This window comes from Nocardia farcinica, assembly GCF_001182745.1.
Classification (GTDB): domain Bacteria; phylum Actinomycetota; class Actinomycetes; order Mycobacteriales; family Mycobacteriaceae; genus Nocardia; species Nocardia farcinica.
Window position 1 is genome coordinate 762,350 of record NZ_LN868938.1, and the last position, 20,395, is coordinate 782,744.

General features: G+C 70.5%; 18 protein-coding genes. 4 read left to right on the forward strand and 14 right to left on the reverse strand.

From position 1 onward, the window contains the following. Positions 1-14: 14 nt before the first annotated feature. The 11 genes from AMO33_RS03785 to AMO33_RS03830 all read right to left on the reverse strand — a co-directional run bounded on the left by AMO33_RS03785 (position 15) and on the right by AMO33_RS03830 (position 11,342). Entirely contained in the window at positions 15-1,265 is a 1,251-nt protein-coding gene (locus AMO33_RS03785) for an alpha-hydroxy acid oxidase (RefSeq protein ID WP_170916104.1), read from the reverse strand. Then, the gene (locus tag AMO33_RS03790) at positions 1,265-2,716 is read right to left on the reverse strand and encodes a rhamnulokinase (RefSeq protein ID WP_060590560.1); all 1,452 of its coding nucleotides are present in this window, start codon (positions 2,714-2,716) and stop codon (positions 1,265-1,267) included. The genes AMO33_RS03785 and AMO33_RS03790 overlap by 1 nt, the downstream gene beginning before the upstream one ends. Then, positions 2,713-4,749 carry a bifunctional rhamnulose-1-phosphate aldolase/short-chain dehydrogenase gene (locus tag AMO33_RS03795; RefSeq protein ID WP_060590562.1) on the reverse strand — a complete coding sequence of 679 codons (2,037 nt, stop codon included), beginning with the start codon at positions 4,747-4,749 and terminating at the stop codon, positions 2,713-2,715. Before AMO33_RS03795 ends, AMO33_RS03790 begins: the two co-directional genes overlap by 4 nt. 34 nt (positions 4,750-4,783) lie before the next feature. Next, complete coding sequence (gene rhaI, locus AMO33_RS03800) at positions 4,784-5,983, reverse strand: L-rhamnose isomerase (protein WP_060590564.1); 1,200 nt, start codon at positions 5,981-5,983, stop codon at positions 4,784-4,786. Position 5,984: 1 nt separating this feature from the next. Continuing rightward, on the reverse strand, positions 5,985-7,328 hold the full coding sequence (locus AMO33_RS03805) for an MFS transporter (RefSeq protein WP_060590566.1): 1,344 nt from the start codon (positions 7,326-7,328) through the stop codon (positions 5,985-5,987). 55 nt (positions 7,329-7,383) lie between these two features. Next, positions 7,384-7,713: an L-rhamnose mutarotase gene (locus tag AMO33_RS03810; RefSeq protein WP_060590568.1), complete on the reverse strand. Its 330-nt coding sequence runs from the start codon at positions 7,711-7,713 to the stop codon at positions 7,384-7,386. Positions 7,714-7,811: 98 nt separating this feature from the next. Further along, positions 7,812-7,967: a hypothetical protein gene (locus tag AMO33_RS30125; RefSeq protein ID WP_174520482.1), complete on the reverse strand. Its 156-nt coding sequence runs from the start codon at positions 7,965-7,967 to the stop codon at positions 7,812-7,814. Positions 7,968-8,113: 146 nt separating this feature from the next. Continuing rightward, on the reverse strand, positions 8,114-9,361 hold the full coding sequence (locus tag AMO33_RS03815; RefSeq protein ID WP_060590570.1) for a SpoIIE family protein phosphatase: 1,248 nt from the start codon (positions 9,359-9,361) through the stop codon (positions 8,114-8,116). 2 nt (positions 9,362-9,363) lie between these two features. After that, positions 9,364-10,200 (reverse strand): alpha/beta fold hydrolase, encoded by an 837-nt coding sequence (locus tag AMO33_RS03820; protein ID WP_060590573.1) that lies wholly within the window; start codon positions 10,198-10,200, stop codon positions 9,364-9,366. A 213-nt stretch (positions 10,201-10,413) separates the two neighbouring features. Then, complete coding sequence (locus tag AMO33_RS03825) at positions 10,414-10,821, reverse strand: DUF7144 family membrane protein (protein ID WP_060593275.1); 408 nt, start codon at positions 10,819-10,821, stop codon at positions 10,414-10,416. A gap of 23 nt (positions 10,822-10,844) precedes the next feature. Next, positions 10,845-11,342: a DUF1269 domain-containing protein gene (locus AMO33_RS03830; RefSeq protein WP_011209818.1), complete on the reverse strand. Its 498-nt coding sequence runs from the start codon at positions 11,340-11,342 to the stop codon at positions 10,845-10,847. A 372-nt stretch (positions 11,343-11,714) separates the two neighbouring features. Between AMO33_RS03830 and AMO33_RS03835 the strand changes: the two genes are divergently transcribed. Next, positions 11,715-14,333: a helix-turn-helix transcriptional regulator gene (locus AMO33_RS03835; RefSeq protein ID WP_139337489.1), complete on the forward strand. Its 2,619-nt coding sequence runs from the start codon at positions 11,715-11,717 to the stop codon at positions 14,331-14,333. Between the two features lie 95 nt (positions 14,334-14,428). Beyond that, positions 14,429-14,644, forward strand: coding sequence for a hypothetical protein (locus AMO33_RS03840; RefSeq protein WP_011209816.1), 216 nt, complete (start codon positions 14,429-14,431; stop codon positions 14,642-14,644). Positions 14,645-15,059: 415 nt separating this feature from the next. On the opposite strand, the gene AMO33_RS03845 is transcribed toward AMO33_RS03840, so the two are convergent. Next, positions 15,060-15,290 (reverse strand): hypothetical protein, encoded by a 231-nt coding sequence (locus AMO33_RS03845; RefSeq protein WP_228787055.1) that lies wholly within the window; start codon positions 15,288-15,290, stop codon positions 15,060-15,062. Next, the gene (locus AMO33_RS03850; protein WP_060590576.1) at positions 15,290-16,411 is read right to left on the reverse strand and encodes an AI-2E family transporter; all 1,122 of its coding nucleotides are present in this window, start codon (positions 16,409-16,411) and stop codon (positions 15,290-15,292) included. Before AMO33_RS03850 ends, AMO33_RS03845 begins: the two co-directional genes overlap by 1 nt. A gap of 293 nt (positions 16,412-16,704) precedes the next feature. Here AMO33_RS03850 and AMO33_RS31280 point away from each other — a divergent pair, with 293 nt between their 5' ends. Further along, the gene (locus AMO33_RS31280; RefSeq protein WP_159005444.1) at positions 16,705-16,848 is read left to right on the forward strand and encodes a hypothetical protein; all 144 of its coding nucleotides are present in this window, start codon (positions 16,705-16,707) and stop codon (positions 16,846-16,848) included. A 13-nt stretch (positions 16,849-16,861) separates the two neighbouring features. Here the strand turns inward: AMO33_RS31280 and AMO33_RS03855 are convergent, their stop codons facing one another. After that, positions 16,862-18,685 (reverse strand): alkyl/aryl-sulfatase, encoded by a 1,824-nt coding sequence (locus AMO33_RS03855; RefSeq protein ID WP_060590577.1) that lies wholly within the window; start codon positions 18,683-18,685, stop codon positions 16,862-16,864. Positions 18,686-18,942: 257 nt separating this feature from the next. Between AMO33_RS03855 and AMO33_RS03860 the strand changes: the two genes are divergently transcribed. Next, positions 18,943-20,379, forward strand: a complete 1,437-nt coding sequence (locus AMO33_RS03860) for a basic amino acid/polyamine antiporter (RefSeq protein WP_011209811.1) — start codon at positions 18,943-18,945, stop codon at positions 20,377-20,379. The last annotated feature ends 16 nt before the right edge of the window (positions 20,380-20,395 follow it).

Sequence of the window (20,395 nt, forward strand, 5' to 3'; positions counted from 1 at the left end):
CGCTGCCGGGTTGCTCATCCCCGATCTTGGTCGGCCACCGGTCGCGGGGCAAGCCTGGTCAGCTGGGTGACATGGCGCGGGTTCAGTTCCTCCAGGCAGGTGACCCCGAGCAGCCGCATGGTGCGCTCGAGCTGTCCGGCGAGGATGTCGACCGCGCGCTGCACCCCGGCCTCGCCACCGGCCATCAAGCCGTAGAGGTAGGCGCGGCCGACGAGGGTGCAGCGCGCACCGAGCGCGACGGCCGCGACGATGTCGGCACCGGACATGATGCCGGTGTCGAGCAGGATCTCGGTGTCACCGCCGAGCTCCCGCGCCACCTCGGGCAGCAGGTGGAACGGCACGGGCGCGCGATCCAACTGTCGGCCACCGTGATTGGAGAGCACGATGCCGTCGACACCGGTGTCCACGACCGCGCGCGCGTCGGCGAGGGTCTGGATGCCCTTGACCACCACCTTGCCCGGCCACTGGTCCCGGATCCAGGCCAGGTCCTCGAAGGTCACGGTGGGGTCGAACATGGTGTCGAGCAATTCGGCGACGGTGCCCGACCACCGGTCCAGCGAGGCGAACGCCAGCGGCTCGGTGGTGAGGAAGTCGATCCACCAGCGCGGCCGGGGCAGCGCGTCGAGCACGGTGGCCGGGGTGAGCGCGGGCGGGATGGACATGCCGTTGCGGGTGTCGCGCAGCCGCGCGCCCGCCACCGGCACGTCCACGGTCACCAGCAGGGTGTCGAATCCGGCCGCGGCGGCCCGCTCGACCAGGGCCATCGAGCGGTCCCGGTCCTTCCACATGTAGAGCTGGAACCAGTTGCGGCCGTGCGGGTTGGCCGCGGCCACGTCCTCGATGGACGCGGTGCCCATCGTGGAGAGGGAGAACGGGATGCCCGCCCGCCCGGCGACGCGAGCGCCTGCGTGTTCGCCCTCGGTCTGCATCATGCGGGTGAACCCGGTGGGGGCGATGCCGAACGGCAGCGAGACCGGCCCGCCGAGCACCTCCCAGCCGGTGGTCACCTTGGACACGTCGCGCAGGATCGCCGGATGGAACTCGATGTCCCGGAACGCCTGGCGGGCGCGGTCGAGGGAGATCTCGGCTTCGGCGGCGCCGTCGGTGTAGTCGAAGGCGGCGCGCGGGGTGCGGCGCTTGGCGATGCGGCGCAGATCCTCGATGGTGAGCGCGGCGTCGAGGCGGCGCCGCGTGGGGTTCAGGCGCGGCTTCTTGAACTGCAACAGCGGCGCGAGGTCGCGTGGCCTGGGTACCTGTCGTTTCATCAGCCTGCCTTCCGGACGGATTCGGGGTGCGGGTCGTGCCGGCGCGGCGGGAACGCGGCGGCCACCTCGGCCCGCAACGCGTCCACGTCGCCGTGCAGCAGCCCGTGGGTGCGGGCCTGCACCAGTATGTTGCCCAGTGCGGTCGCCTCGACCGGTCCGGCCAGCACCGGCAGCCCGGCGTGTTCGGCGAGCAGCCGGCACAACAGGGTGTTGCGGGCGCCGCCGCCGACCAGGTGGATGGTGCGCACGGGCAGGCCGGTCAGTTCCACGGCGGTGCGCACGCCCGCGGCGAGCGCGGCGGCCAGGCTCTCCACGATGGCGCGCACCATCGGCACCGGCCCGTCCGGCACCGGCAGGTCACGCGTGGTGTACCAGGCTTCGATGCGGGCGGGCATGTCGCCGGGGGCCAGGAACATCGGGTCGTCGACGTCGAACAGCGCCGCGGGAGCCGGGGCGTCGGCCGCCGCGGCGAGCAGCCGGGCCAGGTCGGCGGTGTGACCGTCGCGCTGCCAGTACCGCACCGATTCGCTGAGCAGCCACAGCCCCATCACGTTGTGCAGGAACCGGGTGCGGCCGTCCAGTCCGGCCTCGTTGGTGAATCCGGCGTCCCTGGCGGCCGGATCGACCAGCGGCGCGGACAGTTCCACGCCGACCAGACCCCACGTGCCGCAGGAGATGTAGGCGGCGGACTCGGGCGCCATCGGCACCGCCGCCACCGCCGAGGCGGTGTCGTGGGAGGCCACCGTGCTCAGCGTCAGCCCGGGATCGAGGCCGAACGCGGTGGCGACCGAAGGCAGTACCGGTCCGAGCGCGGTGCCGGGATCGACGACCGCGGGGAAGAGGTCCGGCAGCCCCAGCCGGGCGCGCAGGTCGGTGTCCCAGGTGCCGTCGAGTCCGAGCAGGCCGGTGGTGGAGGCGTTGGTGCGTTCGGTCACCGCGGTGCCGGTCAGCCAGTACCCGAGCAGATCCGGGATCAGCAGTGCCGCATCGGCGGACTCCAGTGCGCCGCAGCGCTGTTCGGCGGCGAGCTGGTAGACCGTGGTGAACGGCAGGAACTGCAGGCCGTTGCGGCGATACAACTCGTCGCGGTCCACGACCGCGTGCACCGCCTCCACACCCTGCGCCGTGCGGGGGTCGCGATAGTGGTAGGGCAGGTGCACCGCCGCCCCCTGCCGCAGCAGCGCGTAATCGACGGCCCAGGTGTCGATCCCGGCGCCGAGCAGGGTGGGTTCGAGCCTGGCCGCGGCGGCCAGTCCGCGCCCCACCTGCCGGTAGAGGCCGGGCAGATCCCAGTGCAGCGCCGCCCGGTCGCCCTGCCACAGCGGCAGCGGATCGTTGGCGAAGCGGGACACCTGCCGCATCGCGATGCGGCCGGGACCGACCCGCGCGAGCATCACCCGCCCGCTGGTGGCGCCGAGATCGACGGCGGCCACCGCGCCGGTGGCGCTCATCGCAGGAACGCCGCGGCGACCCCGGCGTCCACCGGCACATGCAGCCCGGTGGTGTGCGAGAAGTCCGCGCTGCACAGCGCGAAGGCGGCGTTGGCGACGTGCTCGGGCAGCACCTCGCGCTTGAGCAGGGTGCGCTGGGCGTAGAAGGCGCCGAGCTCGGATTCCTCGACCCCGTAGACCGCCGCGCGTTGCGCGCCCCAGCCGCCGGCGAAGATCCCCGAACCGCGCACCACCCCGTCCGGGTTGATGCCGTTGACCTTGATGCCGTGCTCGCCGAGCTCGGCCGCCAGCAGCCGCACCTGGTGGGCCTGGTCGGCCTTGGCCGCGGAGTAGGCAATGTTGTTCGGCCCGGCGAAGACCGAGTTCTTCGACGAGATGTAGAGGATGTCGCCGCCCATGCGCTGATCGATCAGCGCGCGGGCCGCCGCCTTGGCCACCAGGAAGGAGCCCTTGGCCATCACGTCGTGCTGGAGATCCCAGTCGGCTTCGGTGGTGTCGAGCAACGACTTCGACAGCGACAGACCGGCGTTGTTGACGACCAGGTCCAGGCCGCCGAACGCGAGCACGGCCGCGTCGACGGCGGCCCGGACCTGCCCCTCATCGGTGACGTCGGCGGCCACGCCGATCGCCACGTCGGCCGAGCCGAGCTCGGCCGCGACCTCGGCCGCCTTCGCTCCGTCGCGGTCGGCGAGCACCACGCACGCGCCCTCGGCGGCCAGCCGCGCCGCGATAGCCTTGCCGATGCCCGACGCCGCGCCGGTGACCAGCGCGATCCGGGTGGCCAGCGGCTTGGGCCGCGGGCGGCGGGCGAGTTTGGCCTCCTCCAGCGCCCAGTACTCGATGCGGAACTTCTCGGCCTCGTCGATCGGTTGATACCGGGAGACCGACTCCGCGCCGCGCATCACGTTGATCGCGTTGAGGTAGAACTCGCCGGCCACCCGCGCGGTCTGCTTGTCGGCGCCGTAGCTGAACATGCCGACGCCGGGGATCAGCACGATGGCGGGGTCGGCGCCGCGCATGGCGGGGGAGTCGGCCGTGGCGTGCCGCTCGTAGTAGGCGCGGTAGTCCGCGCGGTAGGTCTCGTGGAGTTCGGTGAGGCGCTGCTTGCACTGCTCGATCGGGGCGTCGGCGGGCAGGTCGAGCACCAGCGGCGCGACCTTGGTGCGCAGGAAGTGGTCCGGGCAGCTGGTGCCCAGCGCGGCCAGCCGCGGATGTTCGGCGCGGGCGAGGAAGTCGAGCACCGGTTCGGTGTCGGTGAAGTGCCCGACCTGGCGGCGGTCGGTGGAGGCCAGCCCGCGCAGGAACGGCGCCAGCGCCGCGGCCTTGGCCCGGCGTTGTTCGGCCGGCAGCGCCGCGTAGCCGGGCAGGACCGGGCCGAACGGTTCGGGCTTGCCGTGGGTGTCCAGGAATCGCTCGATCGTCTCGATGATCTCCCGCGAGTGCGCCTCGGCCTCGTCGGAGGTCTCACCCCACGCGGTGATCCCGTGCCCGCCGAGGATGGTCCCGATGGCGCGGGGGTTGCGGCGCCGGATCTCGGCGATGTCGAGCCCCAGCTGGAAACCGGGTCGCCGCCACGGCACCCACACCACCCGGTCGCCGAAGATCTTCTCGGTCAGCTCCGGCCCGTCCACCGCGGTGGCCAGCGCGATGCCCGAATCGGGATGCAGGTGATCGACGTGCGCGGCCTCCACCAGCCCGTGCATGGCGGTGTCGATGGACGGGGCCGCACCGCCGCGCCCGTGCAGGCAGTAGTCCAGCGCCGCGACCATCTCGTCCTCGCGTTCCACACCGGGATAGACGCCGACCAGGGCGCGCAGCCGGTCCAGCCGCAGCACGGCCAGCCCGGATTCGGTGAGCGTGCCCAGATCACCGCCGGAGCCCTTCACCCACATCAGCTCGACGGGTTCGCCGGTGACCGGATCGGTGTCGGCGCCCTTGGCGGAGGTGTTGCCGCCGGCGTAGTTGGTGTTCTTCGGATCGGCGCCGAGCCGGTGGGAGCGGGCGATGAGTGCGGCGACGGTCGGGTGCGTCATGGCAGGTGGTGTCCTCGTGTCGATGATGGTGTGGTCAGGCGCCCCAGGAGGCCGCGCTGCCCCCGGCACGTTCGGCGGCGAGCCGTTGCTGGTGGCCCGAACGGGCGTAGGCGGCCATCGGGTCCTCCGGCAGGCCGCGCTCGCCGCGCCAGGCGGCCAGCCGCGGCCGCACGTCGGTGTAGAAGGCGTCCATGAACACCGCGTTGGCGGTGAGCACGTCGCCGGCTTCCTGCGCGGCGGTCAGCGCGTCGAGGTCGACCAGCGCCGCCCGCGCGGCCATCTCCTGCACGTTGAGCACCGAGCGGAGCTGGCCGGGAATCTTGTCCTCGATGTTGTGGCACTGGTCGAGCATCAGCGCGACACCGGAGCCGGGGTCGAGCCCGCCGCCGCGCAGCACCTCGAACAGGATGCGGAACAGCTGGAACGGGTCCGCCGCGCCGACGATCAGATCGTCGTCGGCGTAGAAGCGGGAATTGAAGTCGAACGAGCCCAGTTTCCGCAGCCGCAGCAGCTGCGCCACGATGAACTCGATGTTGGTGCCCGGCGCGTGATGCCCGGTGTCCAGGCACACCACCGCCCGCTCACCGAGCGCGCTCACCTGGGCGTAGGCGGTGCCCCAGTCCGGCACGTCGGTCATATACATGGCGGGCTCGAAGAACTTGTACTCCAACACCATTCGCTGGCCGGCGCCGACGTGCCGGTAGATCGTGGCCAGCGACTCGGCCAGCCGGTCCTGGCGGCCGCGGATGTCGCCCTGGCCGGGGTAGTTGGTGCCGTCGGCGAGCCAGATCTTCAGGTCGCGCGAGCCGGTGTCCGCCATGATCTCCAGGCACGCCAGATGGTGATCGATCGCCTTCCGGCGGATGCGCTTGTCGGTGTGGGTCAGGCTGCCGAACTTGTAGTCGTCGTCCTGGAAGGTGTTGGAGTTGATCGTGCCCAGCGCGACGCCGAGATCCTCGGCGTAGCGGGCCAGCGCCCGATAGTCCGGCACGGTGTCCCACGGGATGTGCAGCGCCACCGTCGGCGCCAGGCCGGTGAGCCGGTGCACGGTCGCCGCGTCGGCGATCTTCTCCTCGACGGTGCGGGCGGTACCCGGGGTGCCGAACACCTTGAACCGGGTGCCGGAGTTGCCGAACGCCCAGGAGGGCAGTTCGATCGCGAGGGCCTCCAGCACGGTCTCGACCGACACGGCCGGACCTCCTTTCGTCACGGATGGGGTGGGCGGACGCGTCATCTCAGTGCCCACTCACGGGTGCGCCCTCGAGGCCGCGGGCGGCACCCGGTGCCTCGACCGGGCTGCCGTAGCGTTCGATCTCGATCTCACGCAACGTCTTTCCCTGGGTGCGCGGGGCGAAGACGGCGCCGATGGCGAGGGCGACGGTCAGCAGGCCGATCAGCAGCAGGCCGACGACGGTGAGCCCGGTGGCGGCCAGCAGGGTGGGGAAGAAGTAGCTGAGCAGACCGGTCGCCGACCGGACCACGAAGAACATGAAGCCCTGGGCGCTGGCCCGATACGGCGTGGCGAACAGCTCCGAGGTCCACAGGCTGTAGAAGGCCTGGGCGCCGATGCCGCTGGACACGCCCCACAGCACCGCGAAGAGCAGCAGGGTCGGCATGCCCGCGTCGGTGAAGAACACCAGCACACACCAGGCCAGCACGCCCAACGCCGCGCCGATCACGTAGAGCAGGCGCTGCGAGACCCGGTCGGCGTAGGCCATGAACCCGAACCAGGTGGCGGCCACCGTCGCACCCCACACCAGCACCTGCAGCAGGTTCTGCTGCACCGCGCTGTGCACGCCCGCGCTGTCGTAGACCCGCGGCATGAAGATGCCCGCCTGCCCGGCCACGGTGTTCCAGAAACCGTAGATGCCGATCAGCACCAGCAGCGCGGTGATGTTGATGCGCCGGGAGAACAACCCCCGCAGGCCTTGACCACCGGTGGTGGACCGCACGCCCGCCGTGACGTTCGCGCCGGTGCCGGTCTCGTCCCGCCAGATCTGCGACTCCGCCAACCCCTGCCGGATCCACCAGACCACCGCCGCGACCACGAACAGGTGCAGGAAGATCAGGCGCGAGCCCAGCAGTTCCAGCGGGGCCAGCACCGCGGCCAGTGCGAAGCCGACCAGCGGCCCGACCGACCAGGCCAGCTGCGCGGTGCCCACATGGCGGGCCCGCTCGGTCGTCGGCGCCTGCTCGGCGATGTAGGTCCACGAGGCCGGCACACCCGCGCCCACCGCGATACCGGTGATCACGAACGCCGCCAGCAGCATGGCGAAGTTCATCGCGAACGCCGCCAGCAGCACGCCCGCCATGTACACCAGCAGGTCGTAGGTGTAGATCGCCTTGCGCCCGTAGCGGTCACACAGCGGCCCGCCGATGCCGGCGCCGATCGCCGCGCCGAAGGCGTTGGCGCTCAACGCGGCCAGCAGGCCGACGGCGAAGTTGCTGATGCCGAACGCGTCCTGCCAGAAGGTCAGGCTGGTGGCGATCGCGATGATCGAGCCCGCCTCGATGTAGTTGGACATCGCGACGGAGATCGTCGCTTTCCACCCGGTGGTGGTTGTTGCGCCTACCTTCATGGGTCTTCCTCGGTGATCAGCAGGGTTTCGGGAGGGGAGCGGAGCGAGCCGGGGCTCAGTCCAGGTGGAAGTACTCGGTGAGGCGGTGCATGCCGTCGCCGGGCCGGGCGCCGGGCTGGAAGTACTGGGCCATCGTGGCCTGCCAGCGCGCATCGACCTCGCTCGCGGCCATCGCCGCCTGCGCCGCCGCGAAGTCGGGGGTCTCGAGGTAGCCGACCACCAGCCCGTCCTCGGGGCGCAGGAACAGCGAGTAGTTCGTCCACCCCGCCTCCCGCAGCGTCGCCAACATCTCCGGCCACACCGTGGCGTGCGCGGCGAGGTAGTCCTCGATCCGGTCCGGACGCAGGGAGAGCAGGAAGCAGACGCGTTCGCGGGTCTGGGTCATTCGGGGCCGCCTCGTCGTTGAAACGTTTCAATACGTGAGTGCAGTCACTGTACGTCGGCAAGGTGATTCGGTCAACAGGCTGGCCGCCGGCTCGCGGTCTACTCCGGCCGGTGTCGGTCCAGCCACTGGTCGGCCAGCTGGTCGACCCATGCCTCGACTCCCGTCTCCGGTGGCGACTGCACCAGCACCAGTTCGTCGACGCCCAGATCCGCCAGTGCCTGCCGGTCCGCCGCGGTCGGGGACCGCAGCGCCACCGCGATGACGAGTTCGCCGCGGTCGCGGCCCGCTTCCTCGCACAGCCGGGTGAGGGTGTCCAGCCGCTCGGCCGCAGCAGCAGGACGCCGGTGGCCAGGCGGATCGTAACGCGCCGGCCGCTGCCCGCGCGCAGATTTCCCCCGTGCTACGTGTCCGTGGCGGGCTGCACGCCGGCCGCGGTGCTCCGGTGCAGGGCCAGCAGGGCGGTGTCGTCGGTGACGCCGTTGCCGAGCGAGTCGAGCAGTGTCGTCAGTTCGGTGATCACCTCGCTCGCGCCGGCGGGTGCGATGGATCGGGCGAAGTCCAGGAGTGCGTCTTCACCGTAGAGGCCGCCCGCGCCGGTGCGGGCTTCGGTGAGTCCGTCGCTGTAGAGCAGCAGTGTGTCGCCGGGGGCGAGGTCGATGCCACGGGTGGCGATGGTGGCGCCGGGGAGGGCGCCGATGAGCTGGCCGCCGGGGGTGGGCAGGAAATCGGCGGTGCCGTCGGCCCGCAGCAACAGTGCCGGGGGATGCCCGCCCGCGGCGAGGGTGACGTGGACGGCGACGCCCTCGCGGGTGAGGCGGCCGTGGACGACGGTGCAGAAGCGGGGGTCGCCGGGCTGATAGGCGGCGATCATCACGCGGTTCAGGTGGGTGAGCACGGCGGCCGGGTCGGGGTCGTGGACGGCCGCCGCGCGCAGGGTGTAGCGGATGCGGGAGGTGATGACGGCCGCGGCGGCACCCTTGCCGCACACGTCGCCGAGGAAGAACCCCCAGCCGCCGTCGGCGAGCGGGAACAGGTCGTAGAAGTCGCCGCCGACCTCGTCGAGCGAGGCGATGTGATAGTGGGCGGCGACCTCGAAGCCGGGGACCGGTTCCAGTGCCGAAGGCAGCAGCGTGCGTTGCAGGATGGTGTTGAGTCGTTGCAGCCGTTCGCGTTCGGCGTCCGCGGCGCGGCGCGCGCGCAGCAGTTCGGCTTCGTAGGCGCGGCGTTCGCGGGCGTCGAACACGGTGGTGCGGATGAGCAGGGGCCTGCCGTCGGCGGCGGTCTTGACCGTCGAGGTGACCAGGACCGGGAGACGCTCACCCGTCGCGGTGCGCAATTCCAGTGCGATGCCGCGGATTTCGCCCTGCATGCGCAGCAGCGGGGCGAAGTGGGTCTCGTGGTAGAGGCGCCCGCCGACGGTGAGCAGGTCGCTGAAGTGGCGGCGTCCGACCACCTCGTCGCGGGTGTAGCCGAGCCAGCCGAGCAGGGTGGTGTTGATCTTGGCGATCGTGCCGTCGAGCAACGTCGAGAGATACCCGCACGGCGCGTTCTCGTACAGGTCCTCGGTGCTGTCCTCGAGCAGCATCGCGAACTCCACCGGCTCGCCGGGAAGCGGCCTGCCGCCCTCCGGGCCACCGGTGGTGCACATCCTCACCGCACGCCGGCTGTCGGCGCCCGGGCGGGCAGCCGCCGGACGAAGGCGGCGATGGCGGCGGCGGTCTCCTCGGGCGCCGCCAGCTGGGGGCAGTGGCCGGTGGCCGAGAGAGTGAGCAGATCGCTGCCCGGGATCTGGGCTCGGACGAACTCGCCCACCTCCGGCGGGGCGATGGCGTCCTGCGAGCACTGCGCGACCAGCGTCGGCACCGTGACGGCGGCCAGGTCGTCGCGGTTGTCGGAGAGGAAGGTGACGCGGGCGAAGACCCGGGCGATGTCGGGGTCGGTGCGGCAGAAGCTGTTCTCGAGCTCGGCGGCGAGTTCGGGGCGGTCGGGGTTGCCCATGATCATCGGCGCGACCGCACCCGACCAGCCCAGGTAGTTGGCGTCGAGCGACTCGAGCAGTTCGTCGATGTCGGCGGCGCTGAAACCTCCGCGGTAGCCGCGTGCGGGATCGTCGATGAAACAGGGGCTCGGTGCGAGCAGCACGAGCCCGCGGAACAGCTCGGGCTCGGCGGCCGCGGCCAGGACTCCCATCGTCGCGGCGACGGAATGCCCCACGAACACCACGGGCCCGGCGTCGATCGCGCGGCAGACCTCGACGACGTCGTCGGCGTAGCCCTGCATGGTCCCGTAGCGTTCGGCGTTCCACGCGCTGAGGTCGGAGCCGCCGGAGCCGACGTGATCGAACAGCACCAGCGTGAAGTCCGGCGCCAGCAGCGGTACCACCAACCGCCACAAATTCTGGTCACACCCGAAGCCGTGCGCGAGCACCACCACCGGCGCACCGGCCTGCCCGGTGACCACGATCCGATTCCGTCGCTGCACGTCCATCGGACCATCCTGTCAGACCGGGGTGGTCCGGGGTGCGTGCAGTGGCGCGTGCGACGCTGGGCGCGATGGTCGTCGTCGCCACCCTCGGCGTGCACGATCCGCTGGTGTTGCGGGTCGTCTCCGACCGTTAGACGGTGTCACGGGGCAGACCGCGTTCGGTGACTGCCGTTCGCGGCGCCCGAGGCGAGTTCCGGCTCGTACTTCCGCGCAGGCTCACATCAGATCCGGCTGCCAGGTGGTGACGGCCCAGATCACCAGGACGTTCAGGACGATGATCACGATCGACCACCACGGGTAGTACGGCAACCAGAGGAAATTGGCCAGGATCGACAGCGCCGCGAACACCGCGGCGGTGACCCTGGCCCAGGTGGTGCCCGCCATGAGGGCGATCCCGACGACGGCCAGCAGCACGCCGAGCACGATGTGCACCCACCCCCAGGTCGCCACATCGAGGTCATAGGTGTAGCGCGGGACGATGGTGAAGATCTCGTCGCCGGCCACCGCGGCGACACCCTCCAGGATCGATAGCACCGCGACGGTCAGCAGCAGGACCGCCGCCGCGATGGTGGTGATCGCCGCGATGCTCTGGCCCACCGGATCGGGTTCGCGTACCCGCGCCATGATCGGTTCCTCCTGGATCGGGCTCACACATGTGCGTCGGCGAAGACCTCGCGCAGCCTCGCCTCCTGCTCATGGGAGAGGTTGGTGGTGATGAGTTCGGCGGTCCGGCCGCGGAATTCCTCGTGCACCCGGTCCAGAGTGGCGTCGGAGGTGAGCACGAACAGGGCGGAGGTGCCCGGGGTCACCTGTTCCCGGAGGCGGGCGATGAACTTGTCGTCGATCCCGACGTCGGCCAGCGCCCCGGTGAGCGCACCGATCCCGGCGCCCAGGGCCGCCCCGAGCAGTGGGACGAAGAACAGCAGCCCGAACAGCAGACCCCAGAAAGCGCCGCCGAGCGCGCCTGTGCCTGCCAGATTATGGAGCTGTCGGGTCTTCGGTTTGCGCGCGCCCTCGGGCCAGCTGACGACGGCCGCGTCGTGCACCGTGATCAGCTGGCGCTGTTGCAGATCCTGCAGGGTCGCCACGGCGGTGTCGGCGCCGCCGTCGGTGGGGAATTTCCAGACGCTGAGTGTGCCGGCCACGGAGAACTCCTTCGTCGCGGGTGGATTCGATCGATACCGGGTCGAGGCTGCCAGGACCGGTGCGCCTGCCGCCTCGTTCGTCGTGGGTGAAAGAGATGACGCGGGGGGTGGGAGAGCGGTACCAGGCCGGCCCGGCGATGCCCATGCCGAGCGCGCTCGCGCCCATCACCAGCGGCACGATCGCCATCACGGCGTGATCGCCGGCCATCGCGGGTGGCCCGGGGTATGTGATCCGGATGAGGCGACTATCACGGTCCGGTATCGAAAACGTGCGCTACTTGTCGCGGGCGGTTGCCAGTGGTTGCGTCGATTTGGAGCAGCGCTTGACGGATTTTTCGCACAGCACGGTCGTAGACGTCTCCGGGAGGCGCGGTGACTCCTTCGCCATTCGTGCACGGCTGCGTCAGATCGGCCGACTGCACGCGGATCGGCGACGTTCCGGTCCTCGGATTCCCACTGGTCCCCCGGGCCGCGGCCGACGCCGAGTTCGAGCACTTCCTCGGACCGGGCAGCGCCCGCGCGCTGCTGGTCTGCGCGCCCGCGGGGAGTGGGAAGACGGTGCTGGCTGCTCATCATGCCCTGTCCGATGACGTCACCCGTCCACCGGTGTGGGTGACCGTCACCGCCGAGCTGAACGACGCCGACCGGTGGTGGCATCGCTTGGGCGACTGCTTCGGATTCGACCCGACCGGCCCGGCGGGCGAACCTGCCGGTGCGACCGCGGCAGCCGAACAGCTGCTCGCCGCGGTGTCGGCTGGCCCCGGGCCGAGGGTCCTGGTTGTCGACGATGCGCACCTGCTCACCGACCCGCTGGTGCTGGCCGGCCTCGAGCACATGATCCGGCACGCTCCGAAGTTTCTGAAGATAGTGCTGTGCGGTCGGTTCGAGCCGCCGATCCGCTGGCAGGCGTTGGAACTCGACGGCCGCGTCACCCGGCTCGGGGCCGGCACGCTGTCCTTCGACACCGCGCAGATCGCCGCCGTGCTCGCCCAGCACGGTTGCGAACTCACACCCGAGGAGTTGGCGCAGGTCACCGACATCACCCGTGGGTGGCCCGCACTGGTCCGGATCGTCGCGATCTACCTGGCCGCGCACGCAGAGGACCGCGACCGCGCCGTCCGTGTGCTGGCCCGAGCGCCGCACGCCGTCGCCGACTTCCTGTGTGGGGAGCTGATCGCGGCACTGCCCGAGCAGGTCCGACAGTTCGTGAGCGAGACCAGCATTCCCGCGTCCTACACTCCCGAACTCGCCGAGCACCTGGCCGGACCCGCTGCCCCGAGCCATATCGCCTACCTCGAGCGCATCAATTTCCCGTTCACGTCGGTCGACACCGAGCGCGGTCGCTGGATCAGCTATCACCCGATGGTCCGCCGGTATTTCGCCACCGAACTCCAGCGCGTCGACGCTGCCCGGCTGGGCGAGCTGCACCGGCAACTCGCCGGGTGGTACACGGTCGCCGGGATGTACACCCAGGCTTTCGACCATGTGCTGGCCACCGGTTCCGACGAGCTGCTCGTCGATTTCCTGCGGGCGGAAGGCGTCGCCGCGACCCTGCTCGGCTGCGGCGCCGCGGTACTGGAGATGCTCGACCAGGCGCAGCCGGCGCTGTCGAACGACCCGTTCGTCTGGATGTTACGGGTCATCGACGCACTCGAGCGCGGTGACGCGGCCCAGGCGCATGCCTACCTGGATCTGGTGCGCGCCCGAGGCGGCGATACCGAATCCGTCGCCCCACCGGAGTGGTTGCGCGCCCTGCTGCTCGGGGGGCAGGCGCATGTCCGGACCGTCCCACCGGGTGATCCCGGCGCGGTGGCGATCCCGGAACCGCTGCCGACGGTCGGTCGCGCCGACATCGACGGGTACCTCGCGGTCCATGCGGGCATGCTGCGAGTTCTGCACGGCGATCGCGTCTCCGGCGAACGCGATCTGCTCGTGGGGCTGGCGCTGGCCGAGCACGCGCAACAACCGCGGCTCGTCCTGCACGCGGTCTGCCGCCTGGCGATGGCCGCCGGTGTCGCGGGGGAACTGACAACGGTGCGGGAGCGAGCGCGTCAGGCGGTCGAGCTGGCAGTGGAGTTCGATGCGGACGGCACCGCCGACGCGGTGCTGGCGGCGACCATGGCCGCGTTCGTCGACTACCTGCAGGCGCGACGCGAGCCCAGGGAGCTGGTGTCGCCGCCGGCCCGTCGCCGGCGGGACGGCACGACCGAGCCGACGGCCGGGTGGTGGGCCGAGATCGTCACCCAGTTGACCGTGCTCGATGCCGCACCCGACAACCACGCTGCCGCCGCTCGGTTGCGACGCGGCCTGCTCGGGTTGCTCGACGAGGTCGGCGCCGCCGCGACCACCGGCGGCCTGCTGCCGGTCGCGATCTGGAGTCTGCTGCACCTGCGGGAGGACACCGTCGTTCAGCTGCTCGTCCATCGTGCTCGGGTGGTGCTGGGTCCGACGTGTCCCGAGGTCGCGCTCGGCGCCGCGGCACTGGCGCATACCGCGGGCAAGCCGGCCGCCGTGCACGAACTGGTCGTGCCCTTGCTCGGCAGCGACCACCCGATGATCGTGGTGCCCGCCCTGCTGCTGCACGCCACCAGCAGCGACCGGCTCGGGCGCACCCGTACCAGCGCCGAGGCGCTCGAGCTGGCGTTGCAGCAGGCGGTACCGGACCACCTGGTCCGGCCGTTCCTCGACGTGCCGGGCGCGGTGCCGCTGTTGGCCTCGCACGCGGGCAGCTTCGGCCACCTGGACCGGTTCGCCGACGAGATCCGCCACCATCTCGCGGTGCGGCGGCACCTCACCGGCCATTCGCTCACGGGGACCGAACTCCGGGTGCTCAAGCACCTGCCCACCGGACGGACCACCAGCCAGATCGCCGCCGATCTCGGCGTCTCGGTCAACACCGTCAAGACCCATCTCCGTGGCATCTACGGCAAGCTCGGCATCGCCTCACGTGCCGACGCGCTGACCGAGGCACGGCAACGTGGCCTGCTGTAGTCGGTTCATCCCCTACGGATGACGTTCCCCGGACTCCGGGCGCGCAGGCTGGAGTGATCGTCCGCCCCTCGCCGCCCGCGATCCCAGGAGTGCCGATGCCCGAATGCACCCGCTACCAGTTCATCATCGACGGCGGACTGTCCGAGCGGGCCCGCGCGGCCTTCCCCGAACTCACCGCGACTGTCGCTCCCCACAAAACCGCCACAACACTGTTCGGCCCGGTTCCCGACTCGACAGCCATGCGCGGCATCCTGGCTCGCATCGACGACCTCGGTCTCACCCTGCTCGAGATGCGCAGGTTGCCGGACTGACCGGCGAGCGGGACGACCACGCGGCTGCGCCCGTACGCTCTCCCGCGAGCGGTTGACCCGAGCCCCGACCGGCTCGCGGGCACCGGTGGTGATTCTGCACCTCGACCTGCTCGGCCCGCCGTCGGGGTCTTGCTGATCGGTCTCGCCGAGGTACTCGGCGCCGCCGGGGCCTCTGCGCGCAAGACCTGTCGGAAACCGCGGTGAACCGGCCGGCCGGTGCGCGCACGCAGCTGAGGGGGCTGGGTCGTCGCGGCGCGCACGGTGGTGACGCTGCTGTTGCTCACGGGCGCGCCGATCTCGCCGCGACGCTGGTCGGTGTCCTGCTGTTCGACACGCTGCCCGGTCCGGCAGGGCTCGCTCCGGTTCGATGCGCCGGGGCAGGCGACCTCGGGCGGGGACGAGGGCACGACCTCGCTCATCTGGCGCGTTTGCGGGTGGTGAGCAGCCCGGCCAGCCAGCCGATCGCGAACATCACCAGCAGGATCAGCCACATCGGCGAGCGGACCGTGATCAACAGGAACTCGATGTCCACGTGCGCGCGATTCTCCAGGACGAAGATCAGCGCGAGGACCGTCAACACGAGGGCGATCCATTGGTTGAACGAGATGCGGGCGAACGGGGAAGGCTTCTTCGCCGTCTGGTCCATCATTCTCCTCCTGGGTCGGATTTCGGTGGCGCGCTGCTGATCAGGGCACGGACCCAGCGGGTGGACGGGTCGATGTCGAGCAGCACCGCCTGGAGCAGCAGCGTCAACGGAATGGCCAGCAGGGCGCCGAGCGCGCCGAGAACCCAGGTCCAGAAGATCAGCGACAGGAAGGTCACCGTCACGCTCAGGCCGACCGCGTCACCGACGTACTTCGGCTGGATCACCGACTGGATGACGAAATTGATCACGCTGTAGAGCAGGACGACCCAGATCATCAGCGCGGGGCCGCCCGCGAGCAGCGCGAGCAGCGCCGGTGGCACGAGGCCGACGACGAACCCGACGTTGGGGATGAAGTTGGTGACGAACGACAGCACCGCCCACAGCAGCGGCAGTGGCACGCCGAGCCACCACAGCGCAAGCCCGTCGAACACGGCCACGATCAGCCCGAAGACGGTCGACACGACGAGATAGCGCCGTGTTCCGATGGCGAAGGACCGTAGTGCGGTGGCGATGGCGGGCCGTTCGGCGGTGAGGATGCGCGCGCGGCGGTCGATGGAAAGGCCGTCGACGGCCATGAACAGCAGCAGCGCCAAGACGAACGCGAGGGCCGACAGCACCCCGGCCAGTCCGCTGAAGGTGGTCTCCAGCACGCTCACCACCTGGCGGACGTCGATGTCGCTCAACATGGTGCGGATCTCTTCACCGCCGACGCCCCGGTCGGCCAGCACCGACCGCAATCCGTCGAGCATGTCGTCGAATCGGCCCGAATAGTTCGGCAGTTCGGTGGCGAGCTGCGCTGTCGAGATCACCAGAATCACCAGCAGACCGAGCACGATCGCGTACGCGGTGACCACGGCCAGCACCATTCCCACCCACGCGGGCAGGCCGTGCCTGCGGGCGAATCCCTGGATCGGTTGCACGGCGATGGTCAGCATCAACGCCAGGAACACCGGGCCGAGGATGCCGGCGAATGCCTTCATCCCCGCGACGGCGACCACCGCCGCCGCGGTCGCCAGCAGCACGATCAGACCCCGCGGAAGCGACCACGGCGTATCCGCCGCGGGGAGGGGCGTGTCGACCGTCTCCGAGGCCACCGGTGACTCCCCTCGCGCGCTCGGCATCCAGGACGTTGGCCCGAGCCTAGGGACGGTGGCCCGCCACCCCCTCACCCTTCCGGGGTGAAGTGTGCGGAATGAGGCCCGCCGGCGAACACCGAACGGTATTCGGCGATCGACGTGGTGTGGGAGCGCGGACGTGCGCTGCATCACACTACTCGCCAGTTGTGTGTCACCCTCGGTATCACCTAGCGTGGTCGCTGCCGGATCGCATCGAGGAGGAACGCGACCGAGCGAAGGGGAAATCGCCGCTGAGACAAGGGGATCCGATCCACCCGGCCGCGCCTGGGCGTGCACGGTTGCGACGTTTTCCGGTTTTCACCGCGACACCACCCGCCCCGGAATCGCTGGCGGTCACCACCGCCACCTACCGTTCCGAGGACGCCAATCGGCAACAGCTGCAACGCGGTTCGTTGATCACCGCCCTGCTGGCGGGTCACTGACCGGCGTGACCGATCAGGGCGTGACGATCGGGAATCGCGGGTCGGGGCGGTCGAGCACCTCGATCAACCGGGCCAGCAGGGCGGGGTCGCCGTCGATGTAGACGCCGTCGAGGCCGCCGCCGGACAGCACACCGAGCAGCTGCGGCTTGCTCAGTGTGAGGGTGAGGTCGACGTCGCCGCGCAGCGGCGCCCGAGGGGTCTCCTGGCGATGGGTCAACGCGCCGTTGGAGAGGGTCAGCCGGACGACCCGGTCTTCGTCGGTCAGCTTCCAGTCCATCGTCAGATGGGTTCGTGCGGCGCGGAGTCCGTCGACGCGTACCGCGAGCGCGTCGATGATCATGTCCACGCTCAAGGCGGCGAGCACGTCCGGGTCGCCGGTATCGATGGTCGCTTCGAGGACGCCGTTGCGTAGTTCTTCGGCGCCGGAGAGGTAGAAGTTGCGCCAGGGCCCGTTCTCCGCGCCGTGGCCCAGCCGGTCGTAGACCTCGGCGAGCGCGTGCCGGGCGCGCGCGTGCTCGGGCTCGGCGAACACCGCGTGGTTGAGCAGCGTCGCGGCGAAGCGCAGATCACCGCGGTCGGCGTATTCGCGGCCCTTGGCGATCACCGCCTCGATCCCGCCGTAGTCGGCGACGTAGCGTCGCGCGCTCGCCACCGGTGGGTGTTCCCACAGGTGCGCGGGATTGCCGTCGAACCAGCCCATGTAGCGCTGGTAGACGGCTTTGACGTTGTGACTGAGCGAGCCGTAGTAGCCGCGATTCGCCCACCGGGCGTCCAGCGCGGGCGGGAACGTGAGTTCCTCGGCGATCTCGATCCCGGTGTGCCCCTTGTTGATCAGGCGCAGAGTCTGGTCGTGCAGGTAGGCATACATGTCGCGCTGGTCGGCCAGCCACCCGGTCCAGTTCTCCTGCCCCCAGGTCGGCCAGTGGTGCGAGGCGAAGGCGACGTCGGCGTGGTCGGCGAACATGGCGATGGCCTCGTCCAGGTACCGCGCCCACGCCCGCGTGTCGCGCACGAGTGCGCCGCGCAGGGTGAGCACGTTGTGCATGTTGTGGGTGGCGTTCTCGGCCATGCACAGGGCGCGGTGGTCGGGGAACAGGAAGTTCATCTCGGCCGGGGCTTCGGTGCCGGGCGTGAGCTGGAAGAGCATGCGCACGCCGTCGATCACTTCCTCCTGACCGGTGTGGGTGATGTCGACTGTCGGCGGGATCAGGGTGATCCGTCCGGTGGAGGTGGTCATGCCCAGCCCGCAACCGATCTGCCCCGCAGGGGATTTCGGCAGCGCGGCGCCGTACATGTACAGCGCGCGCCTGCTCATCGCGCCGCCCGCGTAGACGTTCTCACCTGCCGCGTGTTCGAGGAAACCGGCGGGCGCGAGGATCGGCACCTCGGGGTGGCCCTCGGGCAGTACGCCGCGCGCCCCGCCGAAGTGGTCGGCGTGGGAGTGGGTGTAGGTCAGCCCGCGCACCGGCCGGTCGCCGCGATGTTTCCGATACAGGGCCAACCCGGCCGCCGCCGTCTGCGCCGACAACAACGGATCGATCACGACGACGCCCTCGTCGCCCTCGACGATCGTCATGTTCGACAGGTCGAGGTTGCGCAGCTGATAGATGCCCGCGGTGACCTCGAACAAGCCCTGGATGTTGCAGAGCCTGCCTTGCCGCCACAGGCCGGGGTGTGCGGTGTCGGGGCAGTCCTGGGCCAGGAACCCGTAGGACTCGATGTCCCAGACGACGCGTCCGTTTCCGTCGGTGATCGCGGGCGGATCGAGTTCGGCGACCAGTCCCCGGGTCGCGTCGTCGAAGTCTCTCGTGTCCGTGTGGTCCAGATCTTCGCTCATGGTCGCCTCTCTCGTGGTGGCGCCACCGATCGGTTCGGCCTCGGCCGGTGCTCGGGGGCTCGCGCGTCGGTGGGGGACGGACGGCAGGCGGTTCGCCCCACGCTGGCACGGGTCGTCGCCGCGGGAATCACCCGCGTCGGGTGATTCGCGGACGGCGCGGAGGGAGTTGCCTTGTCGGTGGACGTCCCCGGGGCGCGCCGGCAGCCGTGTCCGGGGCTTTTCGGGGCCGGTTCGTCGGCGGGCAGGGAGGTGGGTGCATGACCCAGCAGCAGGCGCCGGAGCGCGCGGTGAAGGTCACGGTGCTCACGCTGACGGCGATGGTCGTCGGGTCGATGGTGGGGGCGGGAGTGTTCTCGCTGCCGCGGCGTTTCGCTCAGGAGACCGGGGTCGGCGGCGCGCTCATCGCCTGGCTGATCGCGGGGACGGGCATGCTGGTGCTGGCGCTGGTGTTCCAGCGGCTGGCGGTGCTCGAGCCGGAACTGGATGCCGGTGTCTACGCCTACGCCAAGGCCGGATTCGGTGAGTTCACCGGCTTCTACGCGGCGGCGGGGTATTGGGCGAGCGCGTGTGTGGGCAACGTGACCTACTGGGTGCTCATCATGTCGACGCTCGGGCAGTGGTTTCCGGCGCTGGGGGCGGGGGACACGCTGATCGCGGTGCTGCTGTCCTCGCTCGGATTGTGGTCGTTCTTCCTGATCATCCGGCGCGGCACCAAGGAGGCCGCGGCGATCAACCGGATCGTCACCATCGCGAAGCTGGTCCCGATCCTGGTGTTCGTGCTGCTGGCGGCGTTCCTGCTGGATCCGGCGGTGTTCGCCGACAACGTGCGTGCCGCGGACTATTCCGGCTCGCTCTGGCAGCAGGTGAGTGACACGATGCTGGTGACGGTGTTCGTGTTCCTCGGCGTCGAGGGCGCCAGCGTCTACTCCAGGCACGCGCGCCGCCGCGAGGACGTCGGGCGGGCTACGATCCTCGGATTCCTCAGCGTGCTGGCGATCTTCGCGTCGGTGACCATCGTCTCCTACGGCATTCTGCCGCGCGCGGAGATCGCCGAGCTGCGCCAGCCGTCGATGGCCGGTGTGCTCGAGGCGGCGGTGGGTTCGTGGGGCACCGCGTTCGTGAGCGCCGGCCTGATCGTCTCGGTGCTCGGCGCGTATCTGGCCTGGACGTTGATGGCGGCCGAGGTGCTCTTCGTCGCCGCGAAGGACGACGACATGCCACGGTTCCTGGCCCGCTCCACCGAGCGCGACGTGCCGGTGAACGCGCTGGTGCTCACCACGGCGCTGTCGCAGACCGTGCTGATCATCACGATGTTGTCCGAGGACGCCTTCGATTTCGCGCTGGACTTGACGGCCGCGCTGAGCCTGATCCCGTTCCTGCTGGCCGCGCTGTACGCCCTGCGGCTCGGGCTGACCCGGGACCACGCCGGCGAACGGCCGGCGACCTGGCGCGGCGACGCGACCGTCGCCGCGATCGCCTCGATCTACACCGTGTTCCTGATCTACGCGGCGGGTCTGAGGTTCGTGCTGGTCTCGATGATCTTCTACGCGCCGGCCACCGTGCTGTTCGTCCTGGTCCGCCGGGAACGCGGACGGCGGGTGTTCACCGGGGCGGAGGTCGTGCTGTTCGCTGTCGTATCGGCCGGGGCGTTGCTCGGCGTGGTCGCGCTCGCGGCCGGGTGGATCAGTCTGTGACAACCGTGGTGCCGCT